Genomic DNA, 18,781 nt, shown 5'->3' with positions numbered 1-18,781 from the left:
TCCCAAGGCCCAATTTTCCGCCCCTCAGAAACGCAAAAAGCCCTGACTAATCAGGGCTTTGAAGATGGCGGAAGCGTAGAGATTCGAACTCTAGGATAGTTGCCCATCGACGGTTTTCAAGTCTGCTAATTTTTATATATAAATCAATCACTTATGCAGACTTGTTTTCCGCAACCGCCATGCTTTCAATCCGCGCAAAGCCCCGCTACACAAGGGCTCAGGTTTCAGTTGCGGAACAGATTTACTCAAGTCTCGAGGGATGCGCCACACCGAAATCTCCAGGGAGGCGACTGCCGTTTGGAACCCTTCTAACCGATTAGTGGAGGGTATCCGAAGGCCCGCCTAGCGCACGTAGCTGATAATCCGTAACCGCACGAAACAGTGATTCAGCTTCGGCCAGGAGACGTTCTACCTCCTTGGCCGGACGGCCTTCGTCGCTCGCCACTTGGAAGCGCCTCTGAGCCTCGATGGCTTGCTGAATCAAGGGCTCTCCCGCCTCGATCATACCCTTCAGTGTTCTTTTCACTGCCCGACCTCCCGCTCGCCTGAAGTCAGTTTAGCGCCAGTCTGATCGACCCGATGATGGATTGGAGCAATTCTACCCACTCCACCCTAACAACAAGGGCTACAGGCATGTTGCCTTGTCTTTCGTACCACTTTTGTACCACTCATTTCTAATTGAACTGATGATTTCTCCTGGGTGACACCCCACCCGGAGGACTTCGAACCTCTAAAGTGCAGCAGCACGGGGCGAGCTAGCAAGAGGGCATCTCACGGCGTCCTGGCGAGCTTCACCGCCTTTGCCGATTACTGCTCCAACCCAGTCTTCTTGAGGCTCTAGGGCCTACATCACGGCAGTAAACGAATTCCGTTACCTTTTCGTCATTTCAGATCTTCCTCAGATCAGACAGATCTGATAGCTTTGCATACAAGATAGGAGTTCTTCGATTATTTTAATCTAGGGAAGAAACATGTTAGTTATTCGTCAGATCGGACGCGGCGGTTTTGGAAATGTTGATCTAGTTCAAGACACTGAAGGCAATCAGTATGCGAGAAAAACATTCAGCATCAACCAAGGTGCAGATTTTCCGCTTGAGCTGACGGATAACGTGAAACGACGTTTCGTACGAGAGGCGCAAGTACAAGCTGCGCTAAACCATAAAAACATCATGCCCGTACTTTCATCTAACCTTACAGACAACCCTCCTTCATTTTTGATGCCTCTAGCCTCCGCATCCCTATACCAAGATATCCAGTATGACCGAAGCTTAAACGGTAATGCTATGCAAGCGATTATGGACATCCTTGCAGGCCTAGAAGAGCTTCACTCGATTGATATAACCCACCGAGACCTAAAGCCGCAGAATGTATTGCGCATTTCCTCAACCGAAGGTGACAGGTACGTTATTAGTGACTTTGGACTTATATCAGTTAAGGACACTCAACTTTCAGTACTAACCCAAACGGGTATGCGAATGGGGTCTGACTACTATACCGCCCCCGAAATTGTCGGCGACCTTCGCATGGCATCTGCCCAATCTGACATATATTCCGTGGGCTGTATTCTCCATGATCTCTTTGGCGAAGGCACACGTATTCCATGTTTTGAAATCAAGGAAAGCGGCCCTTTTTCTGACATTATGCTGTGCTGCACTAGGCGTGAACCCTCACGCAGATTCGGCTCTGTAGCAGACCTACGAGAAGCCATAATTGCCCATGGCCAAATAAACGTTACCGCGGCCGAACCGCAAGTTGCAGACTTCATCACCCTTCTAAGTTCTGAGCAAGAAATTGATTTAGCAACTTGGGAACGAATCATAAATAAAATTGAAGACAACTACCCATCTCAAGACGTTAAAAATCTTCTTCAAGTAATTTCCCTCAATAGAATTAACGACCTCATCGCACGTGACCAGTATAAATCAGCTCGACTTGGCATCATGTATGCGCAATGGGTGGGTGGTGGTACATTCGATTTCTCTTCCTGCGACGGCATAGCGAATCGACTCCAAGCCTTCATGGCGGTTCCCGATTTAACTTGCCAAGCTGATGTTCTAGTCGCCCTACTTCTGATGGGAACTAGCCACAATCGCTGGTACGTAGAGCGAAAATTCGCTGCTCTGTGCAACTCCCAAATGGAAGATGGGCTCGCAAGACGCTTAGCCTTAGAACTTAGAGTACTTGGCCGCCAAGCATGTGCTGCGATCACACATCTCGAAGATAGCATACACACCAGCCGAAATAATTTTCACCCTACAATCGTCACAACTTTGAACCAGGTTTGTTAAGCGTGCAGATGTTTTCTTTTAGCGACAAGGGGCCTCGCAGCGCCAATCAAGACTCATATTATCTAAATAGACTTGATGATAAATTGGTTGCTTGCGTAGCTGATGGCGTCGGCGGAAACAATGCTGGAGAAACGGCATCCCAGGAAGCGATATCAGAATTCGTAAGAAATATCACACTTGGAGATAGCCCGACAAACAGCTTAGTCCATGCCCACAAGCATTTGCTTGAGCTTGCGACAAAAGAGCCAAGCCTTTCTGGCATGGCAACAACTTTTACCGCAATCATTTATGACGGCCAACGAATCAATGGCGTTCATTGCGGGGACTCGCGAGCTTACATCCTCCGTGGAAAAGGCCTAAAACAATTAACAAAAGATCATACAGAGATAGCAAAACTAGTTGCTGAAGGAAAAATCAGCAAAGAAGATGCTGCGCTGTACCCGCGAAAAAATGTATTGGCCAGCGCCCTTGGAACTCACAAGCCTTTGATAAGCCAAAATTTCACATTTGACATAGAGCCAAAAGACAGGTTATTGATAATATCAGACGGCATCTATGCAGATCTTTCCAAAAAAACAATATGCACCTTATCAATCGAAAATAACAACCTAGAGAAATTCTGCCTAAGTGTAATCAATGAAGTCCAGCGCGCCACACCAAAAGACAACTACACATTGATTGGTATTGAGTTTTAAATAGCGCGCAAGTCCTGACTATGTACAACTGACTCTCCAAAGCTGAGCAAGTCGGGTAGTGGAGTTACCGTCCATCATCTCTCGGCGCATGCCCCTAACTGGGGCTGCAGGTACGCTAGCAGGTCGAAATCCCTCCCCCGCCCCAGCGATCGTTTATCTGATCCAGCACCGTCATCACCCTGCTTGCCTCAGCCGGCCTAGTTTTGCCCTAAATTTTCCCCAATAAATCAATCCCCCAACGCCCGTACGCAGACCTCAGCGTGCCAACGCCTACCATTTTTTGCGCACGCTTTCGCCAAGCCTTAAACTGTATAAATATACAGCTACGCGAGAGCACCCATGCCTACAGACGAAGACGACATTCAACCCATTCGATTGGCTCTGGATGAAACACAGAAACCAACCATGGAATGGCTTATGGAAAACCTACCACTGGGCTTTCGCAGTGATCACTGCGCCGAAGCACGTACGATGCTTGGCTGGAGCATTGAAGCTTTGGCATTCCGCTCGGGCGTATCACCTGGTGCGATTAGGCGCCTGGAAAAAGGGGCCGGGCTGCGCCGCGTCACGATGCAGGCCCTCGCCTACGCCCTGGAGGCAGAAGGATTGTTTTTCCTGCCAGGGCACCAACCAATGAAGGGAGATAATTTAAGGGGCGCTACACCGTGCCCTAGGACCAGGGATGACTTTCATTTGATCGAATGATCTTCACCCAGGGGCAATCACTCAGTGAACAAGAAGCCACCGAGCAAGCCAGAAGCCCTGGCTCGCTGGAACGGATCGCTGCGCAATGAGCACCTAAGGCTGAGCAACCCCGAGGTCTACCTGCAGGTCATGCGAATGGCCACCGCCGATCTGCAGGCTCTCGAGCTGTTCGACCCGCTGGAAGTGCACGACTTAACCGAGCAAGCCCAAGCAGCCTACAGCGCTGCTCTGGAGGAGCAGTTCGCCCATGATCTGTACTGCAGAGCATCCACCTACGACGTTGTGCCGGTGGATGGGCACCGGCGAATCGGCTGCATCCGCCAGGGCAACTACTATAAGGAAAACAGAACGCAGGCATTCAGCTGCGACGGCATGGTGATCCAGGAGCCGGATCGAATTCGAGTCGTGCTGCGCACCTCAGGCGAGCTGGGGGTGATCCAGGGACTGCAGCTGGTTGGTGCCGACGGCGGGGTCTACCGCCTGGTTGAGACCGCGAGGATGATTGAAGGCAGGATGCTGCAGGGTGTTGATGACCCTGATGCATACCGCGTACTGATTGATCTGGCACAGGAAGCGTTTGAGGAGAAAGAGTGGGCGCGGTACCGCCTGTTGCGGGGCCGGGTGAGATACTCGCCATTCATATGTTGTCCGGCGTGCTGTGATTCGTTCGCTCAGCGCGAAGACTGTGAGACCTGCCATGAGCAGGGCTTCGTTGAAGTAGACTTGGCAGAACCCGAGTAAGCGGAAGAATGAACCAGTAGCGCGGGGACCAACGGAGATTCCTCTGTGACCGAAGTGCGCCGTTGCTGACGGCTGAGTAACGCCTACGGGGGATTCAGGGGGGGCCTCTTCGATTTTTTACGATCCAAATCCTAAGCTGATTTGCGAACGCAAACTACAACCCAAAATAGTTCTTTAAGATTAATTACGACCCAACTTAAAAGATTGACTACGACCACCCTCTAAGATTTAAACCCTAACTAACTTGTGACGATACGCATGCTGACCATGACCCCGATTTTACAATGGTGTATGAATCGGCCATCCGCTGGTAATTATCGAAGGGAAGTCTACCTCCTACTCGGCGAGTTGCCAGTACGGCAGGCCCTTGTAGAGGAAGGTACGAGCTCAATCGTAGCGCTCAGCGCATTCCACCCAAGAGAGATTCTCCGCGTAGATACTGGCCAGCCGCAGCCAGGCGACCGAAAGTTTCTCCTCGATGCGCAACCGCGAGGCCCGTGCTTCTAGGCCCCGCAGTGGCAGATCAGCTAGCCAATAGTAATATCCGGCCCATCTACAGTCTCAGAACTTGGATTACCAGGTGAGTAAGAGATCTTGAGTTGGTCCAAGGAGTTTTCTAATTTCTGCTTACCTTCCCCGTTCGACACCGTGGTGCCCCACCGCATTTGAGTGTACCCTTTATCGCTTGGGGTACACTGGATACTTTGGCCAGCACTAACCGGTGCGCACGTGAAAGTAATGGCCGGTTTTGCCTTCATACGTATTGGGTCCCACCACACCACGTTCGCGATCACGTTACGCGAGCCTCCGTCACTTTTCACGTCAGAAAGTGTGACACTGAACTCCGCCGAGTCGATGGGGAAAATTGCGTTATCATTGTGCAGAACCGGGGCGCAAGTGTAGCCAACATGCTGATTAAGATTAATCTGCACTGCAGTTGGCAGTTCCAGCGTAATCCTGATGTTGTTCTGATTGAAGAGGGTGAAGATTTCAGTTACCGGTGATGCGTCTCGATTTGAAAATCGTTCTTCGGCGATCTTAGACATTATAACTTCCCTATTTTCGCATTTCCATATGTACTGAAGTCCCGAATAAGAACTTCTCCATTTTATACGAATCCAACCTTGGATGCGTCTTGCTAGTAAAGAATGAAAAAACCCTCTTGTCAACACTTAGAAATTCCGACCTAAAATATTAAATTTAATTTGTTATTAATAACGGCATTCTTATCGCCAATAATTACAGAATATCTATTTTTAATGGCGCTTACGTAGTTACTAGGCTAGTGAACTGAAATAGGAAATTAAGGAAGATCGCTCTTGGTCTACTTGACAAGCCACGGACGCAGCTTTCCATAGGTAAAAAACAGCCAGGTTTTTACTGTAAACACAAACAGGCTTTAGGCTGCCGCGCTTTACGCACGGAGCAGGTTTCTCGGCTTGACTCTCAGGAAGGGGCTGCGAGCTCGGCGGACCAGTTGGATGTTGACGCATCCTGCTGGTCCGCTCCTTTTCACTTCAGCGCGTGATAGCGCGCACGTAGGCCTGACAGGCCTTGAGGGCGATCAATCCTTTGTCGCCTCGATCGGTGATGCTGATAATTCGTTGAGCATGTCTTGGGTCAAGGTTGGCTCGAACGGCGCCATGAACCACGCCGGTGCCGCTGGTGGTGGCTGGCACCCCACAGTCACCACCCTGGGCGGTGGCATCGAGTAGGACTGACAACCGCAGATCAGCAGTAGCAAGGCGGTCACGCAAGCGAGCCTGAGTCTGTTGGGCATCGAGCAGCTCCTGGTAGTGGGTTTGATCATTCGCCTGCAGGCGATCCTCCAGCGACCGACGCTGGGTTTGCTCCTGGCCGAGCCGATTGATCGCGGCGGTCGCGGCGTCTTCTCGCTCCCTCTGATGGTCAGTGTTCTGCAGGGCCAGCGCCTTCTCGTAGCTGTTTGCCTGCCAGACCCAGGCAGCACCGCCGCCCAGGGCAAGCCCCAGCAGCAGCGCCAGGGCCAGCAGTTGCCAATTCAGGCCCTTCACTGCAGCACCTTCAAGGCGCGCTCATACAGCTCTTCACGATCCGCCAGACCGTTGGTACCGCCGTTGATTTTCTTGGTGATGGCGAGAAAGTCGCCCTTGTCGGCCAGGGAGTTGAGCCCCGCCCGTTGCCAGTACCAGCCCGCCGACATCGCGGCATAGACCGGCTGCTCGAGCAGCTCAGGGGTGTTGAGCAATCTGCTGTCGCCGAACAGGGCTTCGCTGCAGGCTTGGTAGTTGGCACGCCCAGTGACCTGAATCAGCCCACGGCCGCGATACTTCTGGCCGTCGCCGTCAGCCTCTGGCGTGTTGCCCAGGCGCTGGGCCAGCCTGCCGGTGTCGTACTTCGCCAGGTAGGTGTCACCACCCAGCTCACGGACGTAGCGCAGCTGGCCAGACTCATGGCCGATCTGGGCAATGAACGCGGCCATGCGCAGGCGCGTGATGATGGCGTACTTGCCCATGGTGGCATTGAGGCCAGGAACAAAAACGCCGGCTTGTTTGCCGGCGTTGGGAAGGATCTGCAGCAGCTGCTGCGCGGTAATAGACATAGGTGGTTCTCCAGTAATGGCCACGTCAGGCCGATGGGGACAGCTCGACCACTTTCAGTGGCTTGGTTTCTTTCTTTTTCTTGCCTTTGGCCTTGGCCTTGCCCTTCTTGCCGCCGTTGCACTCGACCGTGGTGCTCCAGCCAGACTGGGTGAACACCTGCTCCACCGAGTCCACCAAGTACTCGCCATCAAGACCGCCCTTGAAGCCCTGGGCACTGATCATCCGCTCGGCAAACAAGTCAGCCCGCCCGGGCATCTCCAGACGCACACCGGCGGTGCTGCGGTTGAACGCGGCCAACCGGGCCTTTGCGGCTTGCTCGGCGGCGCTCTTGTTCGGGTAGATGTGTCGATCGGTGTGCACCGGCGGCAGGCCGTCGGGAACCTCATCGTTGCCCAGTTCGACCACCTTCAACTCCCCGCTCTTTTTGTCCTGGTGCTTGGCCTGCACCGCCTTCTGGGTCGACTTGTCACCCAGGCGAAACTGGTAGCGGCTGACGTCATGCCGGGTGATGGTGACCGTGCCCAGGGCCTTGCCGCTCGCGCTTTTCCCGGCCTGGCGCGGCAATACCAGCAACTTGCCGTCGCCGACCTTGGCGGTGCAGTCGTACTGCTTGGCCAGGCGGGTGATGAAGTTGAAGTCCGACTCGTTGAACTGGTCGACGCGTGGCACCTTGGTGGTCACCGGGCACACCGGCTGCCACCCGTTGCGTGCGGCCACGTCGCGGACAATCTGCTGCAGCGGCACGTCTTCCCAACTGCCGCTGCGCGTGGTCTTGCCGCTACCGCGCATGTCGCTGGCCTTGCCGCGTATGACCAAGGAATCCGGCGGGCCGGACAGCTCGACCTCATCCACGGTGTACCGTCCCAACCGGGCGAGCGCCTGGCCCGCGTAGCCCAGGAACACCTCGATGTGAGCACCGCGCGTAGGCAACGCCACTGCTTGATCGCGGTCATCAATGCGTAGCTCGAAGTCGTCTGACTCCATGGCGGGTTTATCCGTGGTGCGCAGCATCAGCAGCCGGTCATTGATCAACGCGGTAATGTCCTTGCCGTCAGCGACAAGGCGAAAAACTGGTTGCATGATTCCCTCTCCAGACATGCAAAACCCCGCACAGGGCGGGGTTTCGTTGGTAACAAGGTAAAGCCGATCAATCCCAGAGCCGCAGCAGCGCCTCGGTTGTGGTCGGCAGATCCGGCAGCACGATCAATACCCCGGTACGGTAGGGTTGCGGCTCGTCGGCCAACCCCTGGTTTGCATTGAGCACCGCCTCGACTGCGCCATTGAGGTGGCCGTAGTGGTGCTGACAGAGGGTGTCGAGCAGATCCCCGTCAGACGTTCTGCATGTCATCGCCATAGCTCACGAACTCCAGGCTGAAGGTTTGTTTACGCGGGATCCCGCCTGCCAGCAGGTTGCTCTGCTCTTCGTCCAGGCTGAGCAGGCACCAGTTGCCCAGCACTTCGCCGTACCCGGTGGTCAGGCTCAACGGCTGCAGGCGCCGACCGATAGTGCGCAAGGTGTCGAGCTGTTTGAGGCCACCCTTGTGCCCTGGGAAGATCGCGCCCTTGAGGCTGAGCTTGTCCTCCCCCTGGCCGATGGCCTGCTGGGCAATGCTGCGGCTCAGGCGCTCCTGGCCCGCCCAACGGAACGCGGTCTGCCGGCGCAGTTCATCGAACGCGGCGGTGTCGAGGTTGAAGAAGTACGGCTGTGCATTGGTCTGCAGCGGCTGCAGGATCAGCAGGTGCGGGAATGGCTTCACGGCCTCGGCCGCCGGAGTGGTTGACGGAGCCAGCGCAGCCGTGGGCATGATGTTGCCCAGGGACGGGCTGACCTTTCCGGCCAGTCGATTGATTTCCGCACCCGCTTTGCCCGCCTGCTCCTTGAGTGTGCCCATCCGTTCCTGGATCTGGGCGGCCGCTGCAGTGGCCTGGCCGTACTTGGCCGCGACCTCGCCAACCTTGGACTGGGCAGCGTTGATGCCGCGCATGGTGCGCTGCAGCTTCTCGCCCAGGGCAGGACCGATGAACGGAATATTTTCCAGCTCGGACGCCGCCCCGGTCATGTCGCTGATCGCGCCGTTGAGCGGGCCCAGCATGCCATCCAAGTTGCGCCGCCCAGCCTCTCCCGCCGCGACCAGGGACTTCAGCCCCGATTGCATTTGCTCCATGTAAGGCATGGCACCTCCTTATACGTGGGGTTCGTCGGACAACTGCCGGTTCGCGGCATTACGGCTGTATTCATCGAACAACCGCCGCAGGTGCGGGTCCAGGTCGCGAGCAAATTGAGCCGGGTCCTTCACATCGCCCTGTACGGTCAACTGCACACTCGGCGAGAAACTAAACTGCTGATCGACCTTTTGCGGCGCCTGCTTGGCAGGTTCTACTACCTTGGCAATAGCCGCTGTCGCGGCCGGAGGCGGCGTTGCCTCGGCCATGGCCCGCACAGCATCGCCGGGCACCGCCGCCTTGTCGGGACCATCCTGTTTGGCGACAGCCTCTTCCTTGTCTTCACCAAAGAATGATTTGCCCAACATGCCGCCCAGGCTCTCTCCGCCCATCCCGCCCAGGAACGCGCCAATAGCACCACCGATCAGCGTGCCAACGACCGGCACCACCGAGCCAATGGCCGCACCGGCGGCAGCACCGGCCATCGTCCCGGCCAGGCCACCGGCTGCGCTGCCATAGCCCTCGGCCTTTTCATCCTGGGTCGTCGCGTTCTGGTAGGTGTTCATGATGCCGATACCCGCGTCCAGCACTGCAGCGCCGGGCACGGCCTTAGTGGCCTTGAGGACGGGACTGAGCTTGCCAGCGGTTCCCGCAAGGCGCGTCATCAAGCCACCCGCCGCTGCAGGAGCTGGCACCGGGGTGGGTGGCCTTGGGACGCGGGGTGGTCGGGGGGCAGCCGACCGCGAGCCGTTGCGACCGCCACCCGAACCGCCCCCACCACCTTGCCCGGAGCGCCTGCGCGACGAGCCACCGCGTCGACGACGCGATCTGCCACCCTCACCGGCACCGCCTCCGCCGATTGCACTGGCGTTGACCACGAAGACCTTCTGCGGCTCGTTGCTTTCGCCCCCTTCAGCGCCGCCACCGTCTTCGTCATTGCTTGCGCGAAACAGGTCGAGCACCTTCAGGCCGGTATCGATGGGGTCGAACTCCTTGCTTTCACCGCCCTCCCCCGCCTCGTCGCCTTCGCCTTTGTCGCCCGCCAAAGCCTTGAGCCCTGTTTCCAGTAGACCAATGGCGATATCGCGCTTGCCAGCGGGCTTGTCATCCTCGCCACCGTCCTCGGCGTTGGTAACAAACACTTTCTGCACCTTTTCGGTACCGCCGCCCAACGAGCCGCGTGCAACGTTGAGCAACCCCTTGCCGAACTTGAACGCGCTGAAGGCCGACTTGAGCGCGACAAAGCCTGCGCCCAGCGCTACCACACCAGCGATCAACGGCTTGGCGTTATCCGAAAGCCCAGTGAACCCCTGAGCAGTGGCAGTGATCGCTTTGGCGACACCATCGGTCATCGGCCGAATGGCATCACCAATACTGCGCATCGAATCGTTGACAGCCTGGTATGTCTCCGCCCAGATCTGCGACGACGTCTGCCGACGCTCGGCCAGGTTCTTGTCGAGAATGCCCGACGCGTTCTGCGAGTCCTTCTTCAGTTGGTCATACAGCCCACGGTTGGCCGCGTAGGCCGTGAGCGCCGCCTTGACCTGCATGTCAGCGAAAATATCGCCAGTACGCAGGGACTGCTCCAGGGCGTTGAGCATTGCCTTGGCCTTTTCGGGGTCCGTCTCCTTGCTGATCTTGGCCTGGGCCTCGGCCATTTTCGCGGCCTTGGCCGGGTCAGTGGCCTGGATGTACTTCATCGCCAGGTCAAAGCTGGATTCCAGGGTCGACATGCCCTTTTGAATACCGGTGTTCAGGGACGCCTGATAATCAATGCCAGCATCCTTGTATGCCTTGACCACCTCCCCCGAACCGATCTTTTCCATCCAGTTCTTCAGGTTGTTAGCGGCCTCGTCCGAGCCACCGGCGGTCTTCATCTGCACCTGGAGCATCGCGCCCAGAGAGCTGACCGCATCCATGCCGGTGCTGCCGTTCTTCTCCATGCCCGCCAAGAGCTGCGGGAACCACCGTGCCATGTCGGCGGCCTCGAAGCTGCCCGCCTGCCCTTGCAGCGCAATGGCCTCCAGCGCCTGCTCCATGACCTTGGGGTCGGTGATCTTGGCGTTCTGCTGCAGCGCCTGGATCATGCTGGCCGTGTCGACGCCGCTGGCACCCTGGCCAATGGCGAACTTGGCCGCGACGGGGGCATAGTCCAAAGCCTTGTTTAAATCCATACCCGCGCCGACCAGCTGGTTGACCAGGTCAGCGACGTCATTGCGCGCCATACCAGTGTCATTGGCGGTTTGAATGACCGTGCGGGTCATCTCTGCTTCTTGCGGCTTGTTGGCGACATCAGCCTTGATCGCAATATCGCGGATGATCGCCTGATAGTCCGCGCTGATCTTGGTCGGTATCGCCACCGCACCGACACCCACCACCGCCTGGCCAACGCTCGACTTGAGCCCTGCCTTGCCCTGCTCGATCTGTTGATGCCCCTTGACCTTGAGGTCGGTGGCCCTGGCCGTACGCCCTAAGCGCTGGTACTCCTGATTCAGCCGCCCTACAGCCACGCCCTGCTTGCGCAGGGTTTCCAGGTTACGGTCCAGCTTGCGCAGCAACCCGGTGGCCGAGGCCGAGCCGCTGTCGTGCGCTCGCTTCCATTCGTCCCGCAGGCGGATCGTCTCGCCGATGGTGCTCTTGAGCACCTTGGCCTTGTTGCCCTGCTGCTCCAGTTTCTTGATATGGCCTTGGACTTCGGTGAAAGCAGACCGCATCGTCGAGCTGACGGCGCCGCCAATCACAAGCCCAAGTGACAGCTTGCTTCCCATGCTCTACCCCTTCTGCGCAGGCTCAGTCCGTGAGCCACCAGACCATGTCACTGAAAGACATGGCCATGAGTTCAGCGGCGGAAAAATGCAGCTCGGCGGCCAATCGCTTGGCCACCTGTTTCTGCACTACTGGGTCAAAGCTCGTCATCCTGCACCAGGCGAAAATAGCCCGCCTGCAGGCGGTTGTAATCCTTGATGGTCAGGCTCTCCAGGTCCTTGGTGCTGACCTCAGCCAACGACGCGAAAAGGGCCAGCTCGCGCTGTTCGTCATCGCCGCCCGAGGCTGCAGTGGCGGTACGCACGTCGCGCACCGTGGGTGCCCGCAGGTGCAGCTTGTCGACCTGCAGGCCATTGGCCTCGGTCGGTTTGCTCAGAGTGATCTGCACGCCATCGGTACGCAGCACCATCCAGGCCGGGTTTTTGGTTACCTTGCTCATCGGTTGTACTCCTTACAGGCCCAGGGCCGAACGTTGGGCGGCGAGCTGGTCGACACCGTTGATGACGCGTTTCATGCCAAGCGGATCGATCTCGTAGACCAGGCGACCGTCGACCTCCAGCTTGTAATAGGTGACCGCGACGTTGTGCTTGATCTCGGCCTTATCGCCGGGCTTCCAGTCGCCCATGTCGACCTCTTTCAGCGCACCGCGCAGGGTCACCACCACCGGGGTCACCCGGCCTTTCAGGCCCTTGAAGGCCCCCCGGAAAGTGCCGTTAAAGGCGGTGCCGTCCGCCAGGCCGAAGAACTTCAGCGACTCGCGGCGCACGCCGGTAGTAACAAAACCGGCCTCCTGCTTTTCCATCCCCTGGTCCAGCTCGATGGCCATATCCATGCCGCCGGCGCGGTGCTCTTCCATCTTCAGGGTGAGCTTGGGCAGAGTCAGGCTGGGCACATCGCCTTGAAAGCTGACGCCGTCGACGAACAGGTTCAGGTTGGCCAGGGTTTCGGGAATCATTGCCATGGGTTCACCTCCTTAGGCGTTTTGGTCGAGGACTTCGGTCAGCCACTGGTTGGTGACCTCGACGCGAAAGTTCGGGTTTTCGGCGGGCGGCACGTCGGTAAAGCGGATGTTCCAATACACCTTGCCCTGCTCCAGCTGGCTGGCCGTGTTCAGCTCGGGGTCAGCGAAGACTTCAAAGTTGATGATTGCGCCCTGGGCCTTGAGGTCGCGCATGAACGCCTGCAGGCCCTCGGTCACGTCCTTGACGTAGGTTGCGGTGATCGAGCGGTCGACTGCCCATTTGTGCCCGTACAGAATCGCGTCCATGACGATGTCCATGGTCCGCACGCGGGTGACGAACGCCCACTTCGGATCACTGCTCAGCGTGCGGTTACCCCACAGGCGGTAGCCGTCATCACGGATGATGGTGGTGATGTTGGCGTTGTTGAGCAGGTTGGCCCGGCAGGTTTCGTCGCCGTCGAGGAACTCGATCGGTCGGCCGGTACCGGTGATACCGACGAACTCCTTGTTCGACGGCGAAGCCCAGAAGCCGTACTCGCTGTCGGTCCAGGCGAACAGGCCGGCGACCCAGGCCGAGGCCGGGGCATCGACCGTGGCGTCTGCAGCGGTGTCCCAGTATTTGACCCCCGGATCGACCAAGTAGGCGCGCTTGGCGCCGAAGTTCTCGGCGTAGGCAATAGCCGCCTCGTCAGTGGTGTTCGGCCCGTCGATAATGGCGATGCCGCGCAGCTTGTCCGCCAGGGCCACCAGGGCGGTACCGACGGCCTGGGTCGCGCTGTGCTTGGGCGTTACCAGCAGCCGCGGCTGTGCGTTGAACCGGCTTTTGCCATCGAGCAGCGCCTGCAGGCCGGTACGGGTACCGTCGACCAGCACACCGCCAATAATCGCCGAGGTCTGCGCGGCGGCGTCCTCGAGCTTGGCCACGCCACAAGCGACGATCACCGCCTTGGCACGGGTGTAGACGGCCTTACAGGCCTTAGTGATCGCCGAGTCGAGACCGAAGGCGGCGACCGCTTCGCGCTCACTGGTGATCAGCACCAGGTCGTTGGCTTTGGCCGTTGCGCCTGGGCCAGGGGTAAAGGTGTCGACCAGGCCAATGATCGAAGACGACGGTAAGCCGATGGTGCGCGCGCCGGTGTCGACGTTGGTTACGGTAACGCCGTGAAAGAATCCACTCATGGACATACTCCAGAAAGGCAAAGGCCCTGCAGTGCAGGGCCCTCAAGAGGTGTTGCGGGAAAGAAAAAGCCCCGACAGTGCGGGGCTCTATTGGATTTGCTCAGCCAGCCAGGGCGGCGCCGCTGGGCGCGCCACGACCTCGGGAAACACCTCGGCTTGCGGCCAACTGCGCAAGGCGCGCCGATACACCTGAAGCGCCAGGTACTGCTCAGCGCTCAGGGTGGTTTGGCCAATCTCCTGTTCGTCGCGGTGGCGGGCCACCAGGCTGTCCGTAGCGGCCAATTGCTCATCACGCCAAGCCCGCTCAATGACTGACAATTGTTCAATCGACAACGGCGGACGCTCCACGGTGATCGGCTGGCCATTGCTATCGGCGCAGAGCACCCGCCCTTGGGATTCCTCGGCGCGCACCTGGGCATACCGCTCGGCGGTGATTGCGACGCCATCGACAGGCCAGCTAGCGGCCGACTCATACTGGTCTTTCAGCTCCACCAGGTAGAACGCCAGTTCACCGGGGGAGAAAACGTGTTCACTCATAGCGTAAGCCTCAGTAACCGATAGCGAGATAGGCAATGTTTCGCGCTGCCGGCGAATGCCCGGTACCGGTGCCGTACTCAGCCTTTAGCGATACGTTCTGGCGGGTCCAGGAGATAACCCGAGCAAAGGCGTCGTCGTCACCCGTCGCACCGTTCAAGGTCGTCGGAATGACCATCAGGCAGAAGTTGGGGAAAGCGGTTTGGAACGTCGCCGGGTAGACGGTTTCGGCCTGAGCCAGCACCGTGCCGTATTGGATCATCAAGCCCGTTTGACCATCCCGCCACCAACCGCTCCCGGCGCCAAAGCTTGAGGTATTGGTAATGCCAAACACGTTACGAGCTGCTGCTGGGTTGGCCGCGCCCATCAAGGCAAACAACATAGGCCCCATGTTGTCGGTATGGATAATCTTTCCCGTTGCCCCCCAATGCAAGTCACCGGCCGCACTCATCAGCAGGTGTTTGAACACCCGCTCAGCCCAGTGAAACGTAATAGCTGGGGCAAACAAGATGTCACTTTGCGCAGCGGCCACCTTGCCCGCTTCGCGAATCTGAATGGCACCGTCTTTGTAGTCCAGCCCTGGGTTTTTCGAGTTGAACGCCGGAAATTGGTCGCTCTGGGCACGTAACCCATCGGCAATACCGTAGCCCGCTAGGGTCGTGCGTTTCGGTGACAGTTCGTCCCAATCCATCCACTGGCTTCCCCCACGACGACGCCACAAGACGCGCTGGACTGAGTAAGGGAAAAGCAGCTGGAAACCTCCACCTCCATACACTTTGTGAATGACTGCCCCCTGCAAACCTTCGGGGGAGTGCAACGTGTAGGGGGTTACATAGTAGAGGCCCGAGGGGATGGATACATCGTCCATATCCGCGATAGTGGCGCTGGAGCTGACATCACCTAAACCGAGCGAGGCCAGGACGTTTCGTACAAACGCCGAGGTCGCGATACTGGTGTCATTGTCTGCTGTAGGGGGCGTGGGGGCCCGAGGGTCACCGGTCAAGATCGGGCTGTTAAAGTCCGTTTGCTGCAGCAGGGTATTGGTGGCATCGGTCATAATGCCGCTGACACACCCTTGGGTAATTTCGACGCCAGTCCCCGTCGCCATTTTGACCGTTAGTTTGAACGGCTGATTGGTGGCGTTCCGAATGACATACAGCCCCCAGCGGGTCGGCAGGACCACCGTGCGATCCCCGGTCAAAGCCCCATGCAGGTAAATGATTGCTGAACCGGCCTGAGTGGCATTCAGCGTGATCGTGCCTGAGCCGGACACGTCCACCGCTTGCAATCCGTTGATCGCAGTCTGGACATAGGCCGTCGTGGCGAGACTGGTGTCATTGTCCCCGGCCGCAGGTGTCGGGGCCCTTGGGTCACCGGTAAAAACCGGGCTCGCCAAAGCAGCCTTGGTAGCCAGCTGGTTCAGCATGGTGGTGGCAAAGTTGGGGTCGTTGCCCATGGCGGCGGCCAGCTCACTGAGCTGGTCCATGGCCCCCGGCGCACCGTTGACCAGGGCGTCGACCGTCGCCTTGATGGCCGCGTTGGTTTCCGCCTTGGTGAAGGCATCGGCAATATTGTAGCCCGCCAGGGTGGTGGCCCTGGCCGCCTTGGCCGCCAGGGCGTTGACCATTGTCCCGGCAAAGTTCGGGTCGTTATCGATGGCTCGCGCTATCTTATCCAACTGGTTGAGCAAACCCGGCGCGCCGTTGACGATGCCGTCGACAGCGGCCTGTACTTTGGAATCACTGGCCGTCTTGGTGTAGGCATCGACGATGCCATGGCCCGCCAGGGTCGTCGGGTTGCTGCCCTCGGTCACAATCCCGCGCTCATTGATCTGGACCTTGGTGTACGTGCCGGGAACCTTGTTTTTCGGCAGTACGTTCAAGATCGACGTGTCCACATACTCACGGGTCGCGAGCACCACAGACGGGTCAATCTTCAGCTGCACATTGGCGGCGCTGGTAACGATGATGTTGAGCCGTACCACCTGGGTTTTTCCCGTGCCCTGGCTCAGCAGCGGCTTGAAGCTGGGCGCGCAGTTGGCCACCGCCACCAGGTCACCCGCCGCGTCGTACAGGCCAATTTCGCGAATCCACCAGCCGCCCACGTCAGGCGGAATCACCTGCTCAGCGATGATGATGTTCGGGTTGCCTGGATCAACCTTGACCTGATTGAGCGGTGCCCGGCGGCGCTCGTTGATCAGCTTGGTTTGCGTCGGAGACGGCACCGGGTCCGTCAGGTTGGCATCACCGACGCCCATTTGGGAAAAGGTCCAGGGCACGCCCAGGGCGCTGGCGTTGGCCTGCTTGGCCTCCCCCACGGCGGTGAGAATGGCAAAGAACTGGCTGTTCTGGTCAGTCATGAGTACACGTCCAGGGTTTCAATATGGTGCTCTCGGCCGACATGGCCATAGGTACCGCTGACCACAATGTCGCGCGGGGTCGGCGGGTACACGTCGATTTCGTCACCTTCGGCCAGGCTCATCGCCAGGCGCAGGTAACCGCTGGTAGCAAGGGTGATCGCCAGCCCGGTGAGGTGACGGCTGACCGGCTTGGCGTCATCGATCAGCCGCGTCAGCTCCTGATACATCTCCTCAGTGATGCCGGTTTCCAGCACCCCGACCTGCAGGGCAAAGGTGCCCGGCACGCCCTGGGGCACCGTCTCCCACCACTCCCGTACTTCGATCAGGTAGCCCAGCGGCTCGACCACGCGGCGCAAGGCGCCGATGGTGCCCTTGTGCGCATGCACGTAGAACGCCGAGCGGATCACCGAGCGTTTGATAGCCTCGGGCCAAGCCTCGTCCCAGCGGTCCACCGACCAGGCCCAGGCCAGTTGGTGCAGCAGGTGAGCTGGGCAGGTGTCGGGGTTGTACAGCACCCGCAACGGCACCTCGGCGACTTCGTCCGTCGCGGCCTCAATGGCGCGTTCGAGCGGGGTACTGTTGAGCGGCAGCAGGCTCTTCATCTCAACTCCCCCGCTTGACGGTGATCCCTTCACACCAGGCCGCTTGCGACTTGGTCGGGCGAATGTCGGTCCAGTTCGTCAGCTCCACCCGGCTAACCCCGGCAATGTGCAACTGGGCGTCCACGCCCGAGCGGGCGACTTCAACGGCCAGGCGCCGCCGAGGGTTGACCCAGGCCAGCAGACGGCGCTTGCACTCGGCCAACGTTGCCTCGATCTCCGGGCCGTTACCGGACATGTACACCACCGCGTCGATCCGATAGCGCAGGATCTGCGCGCCCTGCACGACCAGCCGATCTCCCACCGGGCGCACATCGTCGTCACTGAGCCGGGTCCGTACCGTCTCCAGCAGTTCGGGGCCGGGCTGGCCTTCGCCCTCCAGGCCCAGCACCGTTACCACCACCGTGGCCGGTGACGGGCTTTCGGCGGTGGCGTCGGCGACCAGGCCCGAGGCGTTGCGCGCATGCAGGATGTAGCTGTTGCGCGGCCCGGCAGTGGTCAGCCCTTCATAGACCAGCTGGATACGCTCCCGTAGAGCGTCGTCCGCTTCCAGCACCGCCGGGACCGGCGGCACAGCGGTCAAGTCCTCGGCCTGCACCACCAGCCGCTGTAACCGCACATTGGCGGCCAACTGGTCCAGGTCGCTGCCCTGGGCGTAGGCCAACAACAGCGCCTTGGCTGCGTCGTTGACCCGTGCCCGGTTTTGCAAGCGCCGGTAGGCACCAAGCTCCAGCAGCTTGGTCACCGGGTCGCTCTCCAGGTTGGCGCTCCAGTTGTCCCCCATGAACTGGCGGAAGGCTGCCAGCTCCTCTTGGTACACCGCCTCAAAATCGAGGTCCTCCAGCACTTGCGGCGCGGGCAACGCCGTCAATTCGATGGTGCTCATGCCGTCACCTCAACTATTGCGCTTTCGCCCAGGTACAGGCCGGTCAACTGCAGGGTGATCTGCCCGCCGACAACGGCGATCACCCGCACCCGCTCCAGCCTCAAACGTGGCTCCCAACGCCCCAGGGCGCGGGCCACTTCAGCCTGCACCGCGCTCTTCCAGCCCTCGTTAACCGGCAGGTCTACATAGCGGCGCAACTGGCTGCCGTACTCGGGGCGCATACGCCGACTGCCCAACGGTGTGGTCAGGATGTCCGCAATGGACTGCCGCAGATGCGCCAGACCGGAAACAGGCTGACCCGTGTGGCGATCCATTCCGATCAT

The 18,781-nt window shown here is 58.8% G+C and carries 20 protein-coding genes and 2 pseudogenes; 4 read left to right on the top strand and 18 right to left on the bottom strand.

Translation table 11 applies throughout. The features are described 5' to 3' along the window. Nucleotides 1-316: 316 nt before the first annotated feature. Nucleotides 317-505 carry a hypothetical protein gene (locus BV82_RS26335; protein WP_036994606.1) on the bottom strand — a complete coding sequence of 63 codons (189 nt, stop codon included), beginning with the start codon at nucleotides 503-505 and terminating at the stop codon, nucleotides 317-319. Nucleotides 506-971: 466 nt separating this feature from the next. Here BV82_RS26335 and BV82_RS10380 point away from each other — a divergent pair, with 466 nt between their 5' ends. Both BV82_RS10380 and BV82_RS10375 read left to right on the top strand, forming a co-directional pair. Further along, nucleotides 972-2,288 carry a serine/threonine-protein kinase gene (locus BV82_RS10380; RefSeq protein ID WP_081839634.1) on the top strand — a complete coding sequence of 439 codons (1,317 nt, stop codon included), beginning with the start codon at nucleotides 972-974 and terminating at the stop codon, nucleotides 2,286-2,288. 8 nt (nucleotides 2,289-2,296) lie between these two features. After that, a complete protein-coding gene (locus BV82_RS10375) occupies nucleotides 2,297-2,983 on the top strand; it encodes a PP2C family protein-serine/threonine phosphatase (RefSeq protein WP_223253846.1) in 687 nt (228 codons plus the stop codon). Nucleotides 2,984-3,001: 18 nt separating this feature from the next. On the opposite strand, the pseudogene BV82_RS26330 reads toward BV82_RS10375, so the two are convergent. Beyond that, nucleotides 3,002-3,185, bottom strand: a pseudogene (locus BV82_RS26330) (DUF4113 domain-containing protein); the annotation flags it as partial. A 137-nt stretch (nucleotides 3,186-3,322) separates the two neighbouring features. On the opposite strand from BV82_RS26330, the gene BV82_RS10370 reads away from it, so the two are divergent. Then, complete coding sequence (locus BV82_RS10370) at nucleotides 3,323-3,688, top strand: helix-turn-helix domain-containing protein (protein WP_223253843.1); 366 nt, start codon at nucleotides 3,323-3,325, stop codon at nucleotides 3,686-3,688. A gap of 24 nt (nucleotides 3,689-3,712) precedes the next feature. After that, nucleotides 3,713-4,429, top strand: a complete 717-nt coding sequence (locus BV82_RS10365) for a hypothetical protein (protein WP_051636732.1) — start codon at nucleotides 3,713-3,715, stop codon at nucleotides 4,427-4,429. A 527-nt stretch (nucleotides 4,430-4,956) separates the two neighbouring features. Here BV82_RS10365 and BV82_RS10360 read toward each other — a convergent pair. From BV82_RS10360 to BV82_RS10290, 16 genes and pseudogenes are all read right to left on the bottom strand, one after another. Then, nucleotides 4,957-5,475 (bottom strand): hypothetical protein, encoded by a 519-nt coding sequence (locus BV82_RS10360; RefSeq protein ID WP_036994603.1) that lies wholly within the window; start codon nucleotides 5,473-5,475, stop codon nucleotides 4,957-4,959. 471 nt (nucleotides 5,476-5,946) lie between these two features. Further along, nucleotides 5,947-6,462: a lysis system spanin subunit gene (locus BV82_RS10355; protein ID WP_036994602.1), complete on the bottom strand. Its 516-nt coding sequence runs from the start codon at nucleotides 6,460-6,462 to the stop codon at nucleotides 5,947-5,949. Next, on the bottom strand, nucleotides 6,459-7,010 hold the full coding sequence (locus tag BV82_RS10350; RefSeq protein WP_036994601.1) for a glycoside hydrolase family 19 protein: 552 nt from the start codon (nucleotides 7,008-7,010) through the stop codon (nucleotides 6,459-6,461). The genes BV82_RS10355 and BV82_RS10350 overlap by 4 nt, the downstream gene beginning before the upstream one ends. Before the next feature lie 25 nt (nucleotides 7,011-7,035). Further along, nucleotides 7,036-8,091, bottom strand: coding sequence for a phage late control D family protein (locus BV82_RS10345; protein WP_036994600.1), 1,056 nt, complete (start codon nucleotides 8,089-8,091; stop codon nucleotides 7,036-7,038). 67 nt (nucleotides 8,092-8,158) lie between these two features. Next, on the bottom strand, nucleotides 8,159-8,365 hold the full coding sequence (locus BV82_RS10340; RefSeq protein WP_036994599.1) for a tail protein X: 207 nt from the start codon (nucleotides 8,363-8,365) through the stop codon (nucleotides 8,159-8,161). Beyond that, entirely contained in the window at nucleotides 8,340-9,185 is an 846-nt protein-coding gene (locus BV82_RS10335) for a phage tail protein (protein WP_036994598.1), read from the bottom strand. Before BV82_RS10335 ends, BV82_RS10340 begins: the two co-directional genes overlap by 26 nt. Nucleotides 9,186-9,194: 9 nt before the next feature. Beyond that, complete coding sequence (locus tag BV82_RS10330; RefSeq protein WP_036994597.1) at nucleotides 9,195-11,942, bottom strand: phage tail tape measure protein; 2,748 nt, start codon at nucleotides 11,940-11,942, stop codon at nucleotides 9,195-9,197. A gap of 134 nt (nucleotides 11,943-12,076) precedes the next feature. After that, the gene (locus BV82_RS10325; protein WP_036994595.1) at nucleotides 12,077-12,379 is read right to left on the bottom strand and encodes a phage tail assembly protein; all 303 of its coding nucleotides are present in this window, start codon (nucleotides 12,377-12,379) and stop codon (nucleotides 12,077-12,079) included. A gap of 12 nt (nucleotides 12,380-12,391) precedes the next feature. Next, complete coding sequence (locus BV82_RS10320) at nucleotides 12,392-12,901, bottom strand: phage major tail tube protein (RefSeq protein ID WP_036994594.1); 510 nt, start codon at nucleotides 12,899-12,901, stop codon at nucleotides 12,392-12,394. Nucleotides 12,902-12,913: 12 nt separating this feature from the next. After that, nucleotides 12,914-14,080, bottom strand: coding sequence for a phage tail sheath subtilisin-like domain-containing protein (locus tag BV82_RS10315; RefSeq protein WP_036994593.1), 1,167 nt, complete (start codon nucleotides 14,078-14,080; stop codon nucleotides 12,914-12,916). Nucleotides 14,081-14,167: 87 nt separating this feature from the next. Then, complete coding sequence (locus BV82_RS10310) at nucleotides 14,168-14,617, bottom strand: phage tail assembly chaperone (RefSeq protein WP_036994592.1); 450 nt, start codon at nucleotides 14,615-14,617, stop codon at nucleotides 14,168-14,170. 10 nt (nucleotides 14,618-14,627) lie between these two features. After that, nucleotides 14,628-14,876: a gp53-like domain-containing protein gene (locus BV82_RS26710; protein WP_420831749.1), complete on the bottom strand. Its 249-nt coding sequence runs from the start codon at nucleotides 14,874-14,876 to the stop codon at nucleotides 14,628-14,630. Between the two features lie 1,625 nt (nucleotides 14,877-16,501). Next, nucleotides 16,502-16,973, bottom strand: a pseudogene (locus BV82_RS26705) (phage tail protein); the annotation flags it as partial. After that, entirely contained in the window at nucleotides 16,970-17,575 is a 606-nt protein-coding gene (locus BV82_RS10300) for a phage tail protein I (RefSeq protein WP_036994590.1), read from the bottom strand. The pseudogene BV82_RS26705 and the gene BV82_RS10300, both read right to left, overlap by 4 nt. A gap of 1 nt (nucleotide 17,576) precedes the next feature. Next, nucleotides 17,577-18,458, bottom strand: coding sequence for a baseplate assembly protein (locus BV82_RS10295; protein WP_036994589.1), 882 nt, complete (start codon nucleotides 18,456-18,458; stop codon nucleotides 17,577-17,579). Continuing rightward, nucleotides 18,455-18,781, bottom strand: a complete 327-nt coding sequence (locus BV82_RS10290; RefSeq protein WP_036994587.1) for a GPW/gp25 family protein — start codon at nucleotides 18,779-18,781, stop codon at nucleotides 18,455-18,457. The genes BV82_RS10295 and BV82_RS10290 overlap by 4 nt, the downstream gene beginning before the upstream one ends.

The organism is Pseudomonas donghuensis, from assembly GCF_000696345.2.
Taxonomy (GTDB): domain Bacteria; phylum Pseudomonadota; class Gammaproteobacteria; order Pseudomonadales; family Pseudomonadaceae; genus Aquipseudomonas; species Aquipseudomonas donghuensis.
The sequence above is the reverse complement of the archived record's forward strand: the minus strand, read 5'-3'. Positions and strand labels throughout refer to the sequence as shown.

What these genes read in the sequence shown, in the direction of transcription:
- BV82_RS26335 (WP_036994606.1), bottom strand. Translation starts at nt 505, where the DNA reads ATGATCGAGGCGGGAGAGCCCTTGATTCAGCAAGCCATCGAGGCTCAG.
- BV82_RS10380 (WP_081839634.1), top strand. Translation starts at nt 972, where the DNA reads ATGTTAGTTATTCGTCAGATCGGACGCGGCGGTTTTGGAAATGTTGAT.
- BV82_RS10375 (WP_223253846.1), top strand. Translation starts at nt 2,297, where the DNA reads ATGTTTTCTTTTAGCGACAAGGGGCCTCGCAGCGCCAATCAAGACTCA.
- BV82_RS10370 (WP_223253843.1), top strand. Translation starts at nt 3,323, where the DNA reads ATGCCTACAGACGAAGACGACATTCAACCCATTCGATTGGCTCTGGAT.
- BV82_RS10360 (WP_036994603.1), bottom strand. Translation starts at nt 5,475, where the DNA reads ATGTCTAAGATCGCCGAAGAACGATTTTCAAATCGAGACGCATCACCG.
- BV82_RS10350 (WP_036994601.1), bottom strand. Translation starts at nt 7,010, where the DNA reads ATGTCTATTACCGCGCAGCAGCTGCTGCAGATCCTTCCCAACGCCGGC.
- BV82_RS10345 (WP_036994600.1), bottom strand. Translation starts at nt 8,091, where the DNA reads ATGCAACCAGTTTTTCGCCTTGTCGCTGACGGCAAGGACATTACCGCG.
- BV82_RS10340 (WP_036994599.1), bottom strand. Translation starts at nt 8,365, where the DNA reads ATGGCGATGACATGCAGAACGTCTGACGGGGATCTGCTCGACACCCTC.
- BV82_RS10335 (WP_036994598.1), bottom strand. Translation starts at nt 9,185, where the DNA reads ATGCCTTACATGGAGCAAATGCAATCGGGGCTGAAGTCCCTGGTCGCG.
- BV82_RS10330 (WP_036994597.1), bottom strand. Translation starts at nt 11,942, where the DNA reads ATGGGAAGCAAGCTGTCACTTGGGCTTGTGATTGGCGGCGCCGTCAGC.
- BV82_RS10325 (WP_036994595.1), bottom strand. Translation starts at nt 12,379, where the DNA reads ATGAGCAAGGTAACCAAAAACCCGGCCTGGATGGTGCTGCGTACCGAT.
- BV82_RS10320 (WP_036994594.1), bottom strand. Translation starts at nt 12,901, where the DNA reads ATGGCAATGATTCCCGAAACCCTGGCCAACCTGAACCTGTTCGTCGAC.
- BV82_RS10315 (WP_036994593.1), bottom strand. Translation starts at nt 14,080, where the DNA reads ATGAGTGGATTCTTTCACGGCGTTACCGTAACCAACGTCGACACCGGC.
- BV82_RS10310 (WP_036994592.1), bottom strand. Translation starts at nt 14,617, where the DNA reads ATGAGTGAACACGTTTTCTCCCCCGGTGAACTGGCGTTCTACCTGGTG.
- BV82_RS26710 (WP_420831749.1), bottom strand. Translation starts at nt 14,876, where the DNA reads ATGATCCAATACGGCACGGTGCTGGCTCAGGCCGAAACCGTCTACCCG.
- BV82_RS10300 (WP_036994590.1), bottom strand. Translation starts at nt 17,575, where the DNA reads ATGAAGAGCCTGCTGCCGCTCAACAGTACCCCGCTCGAACGCGCCATT.
- BV82_RS10295 (WP_036994589.1), bottom strand. Translation starts at nt 18,458, where the DNA reads ATGAGCACCATCGAATTGACGGCGTTGCCCGCGCCGCAAGTGCTGGAG.
- BV82_RS10290 (WP_036994587.1), bottom strand. Translation starts at nt 18,781, where the DNA reads ATGATCGGAATGGATCGCCACACGGGTCAGCCTGTTTCCGGTCTGGCG.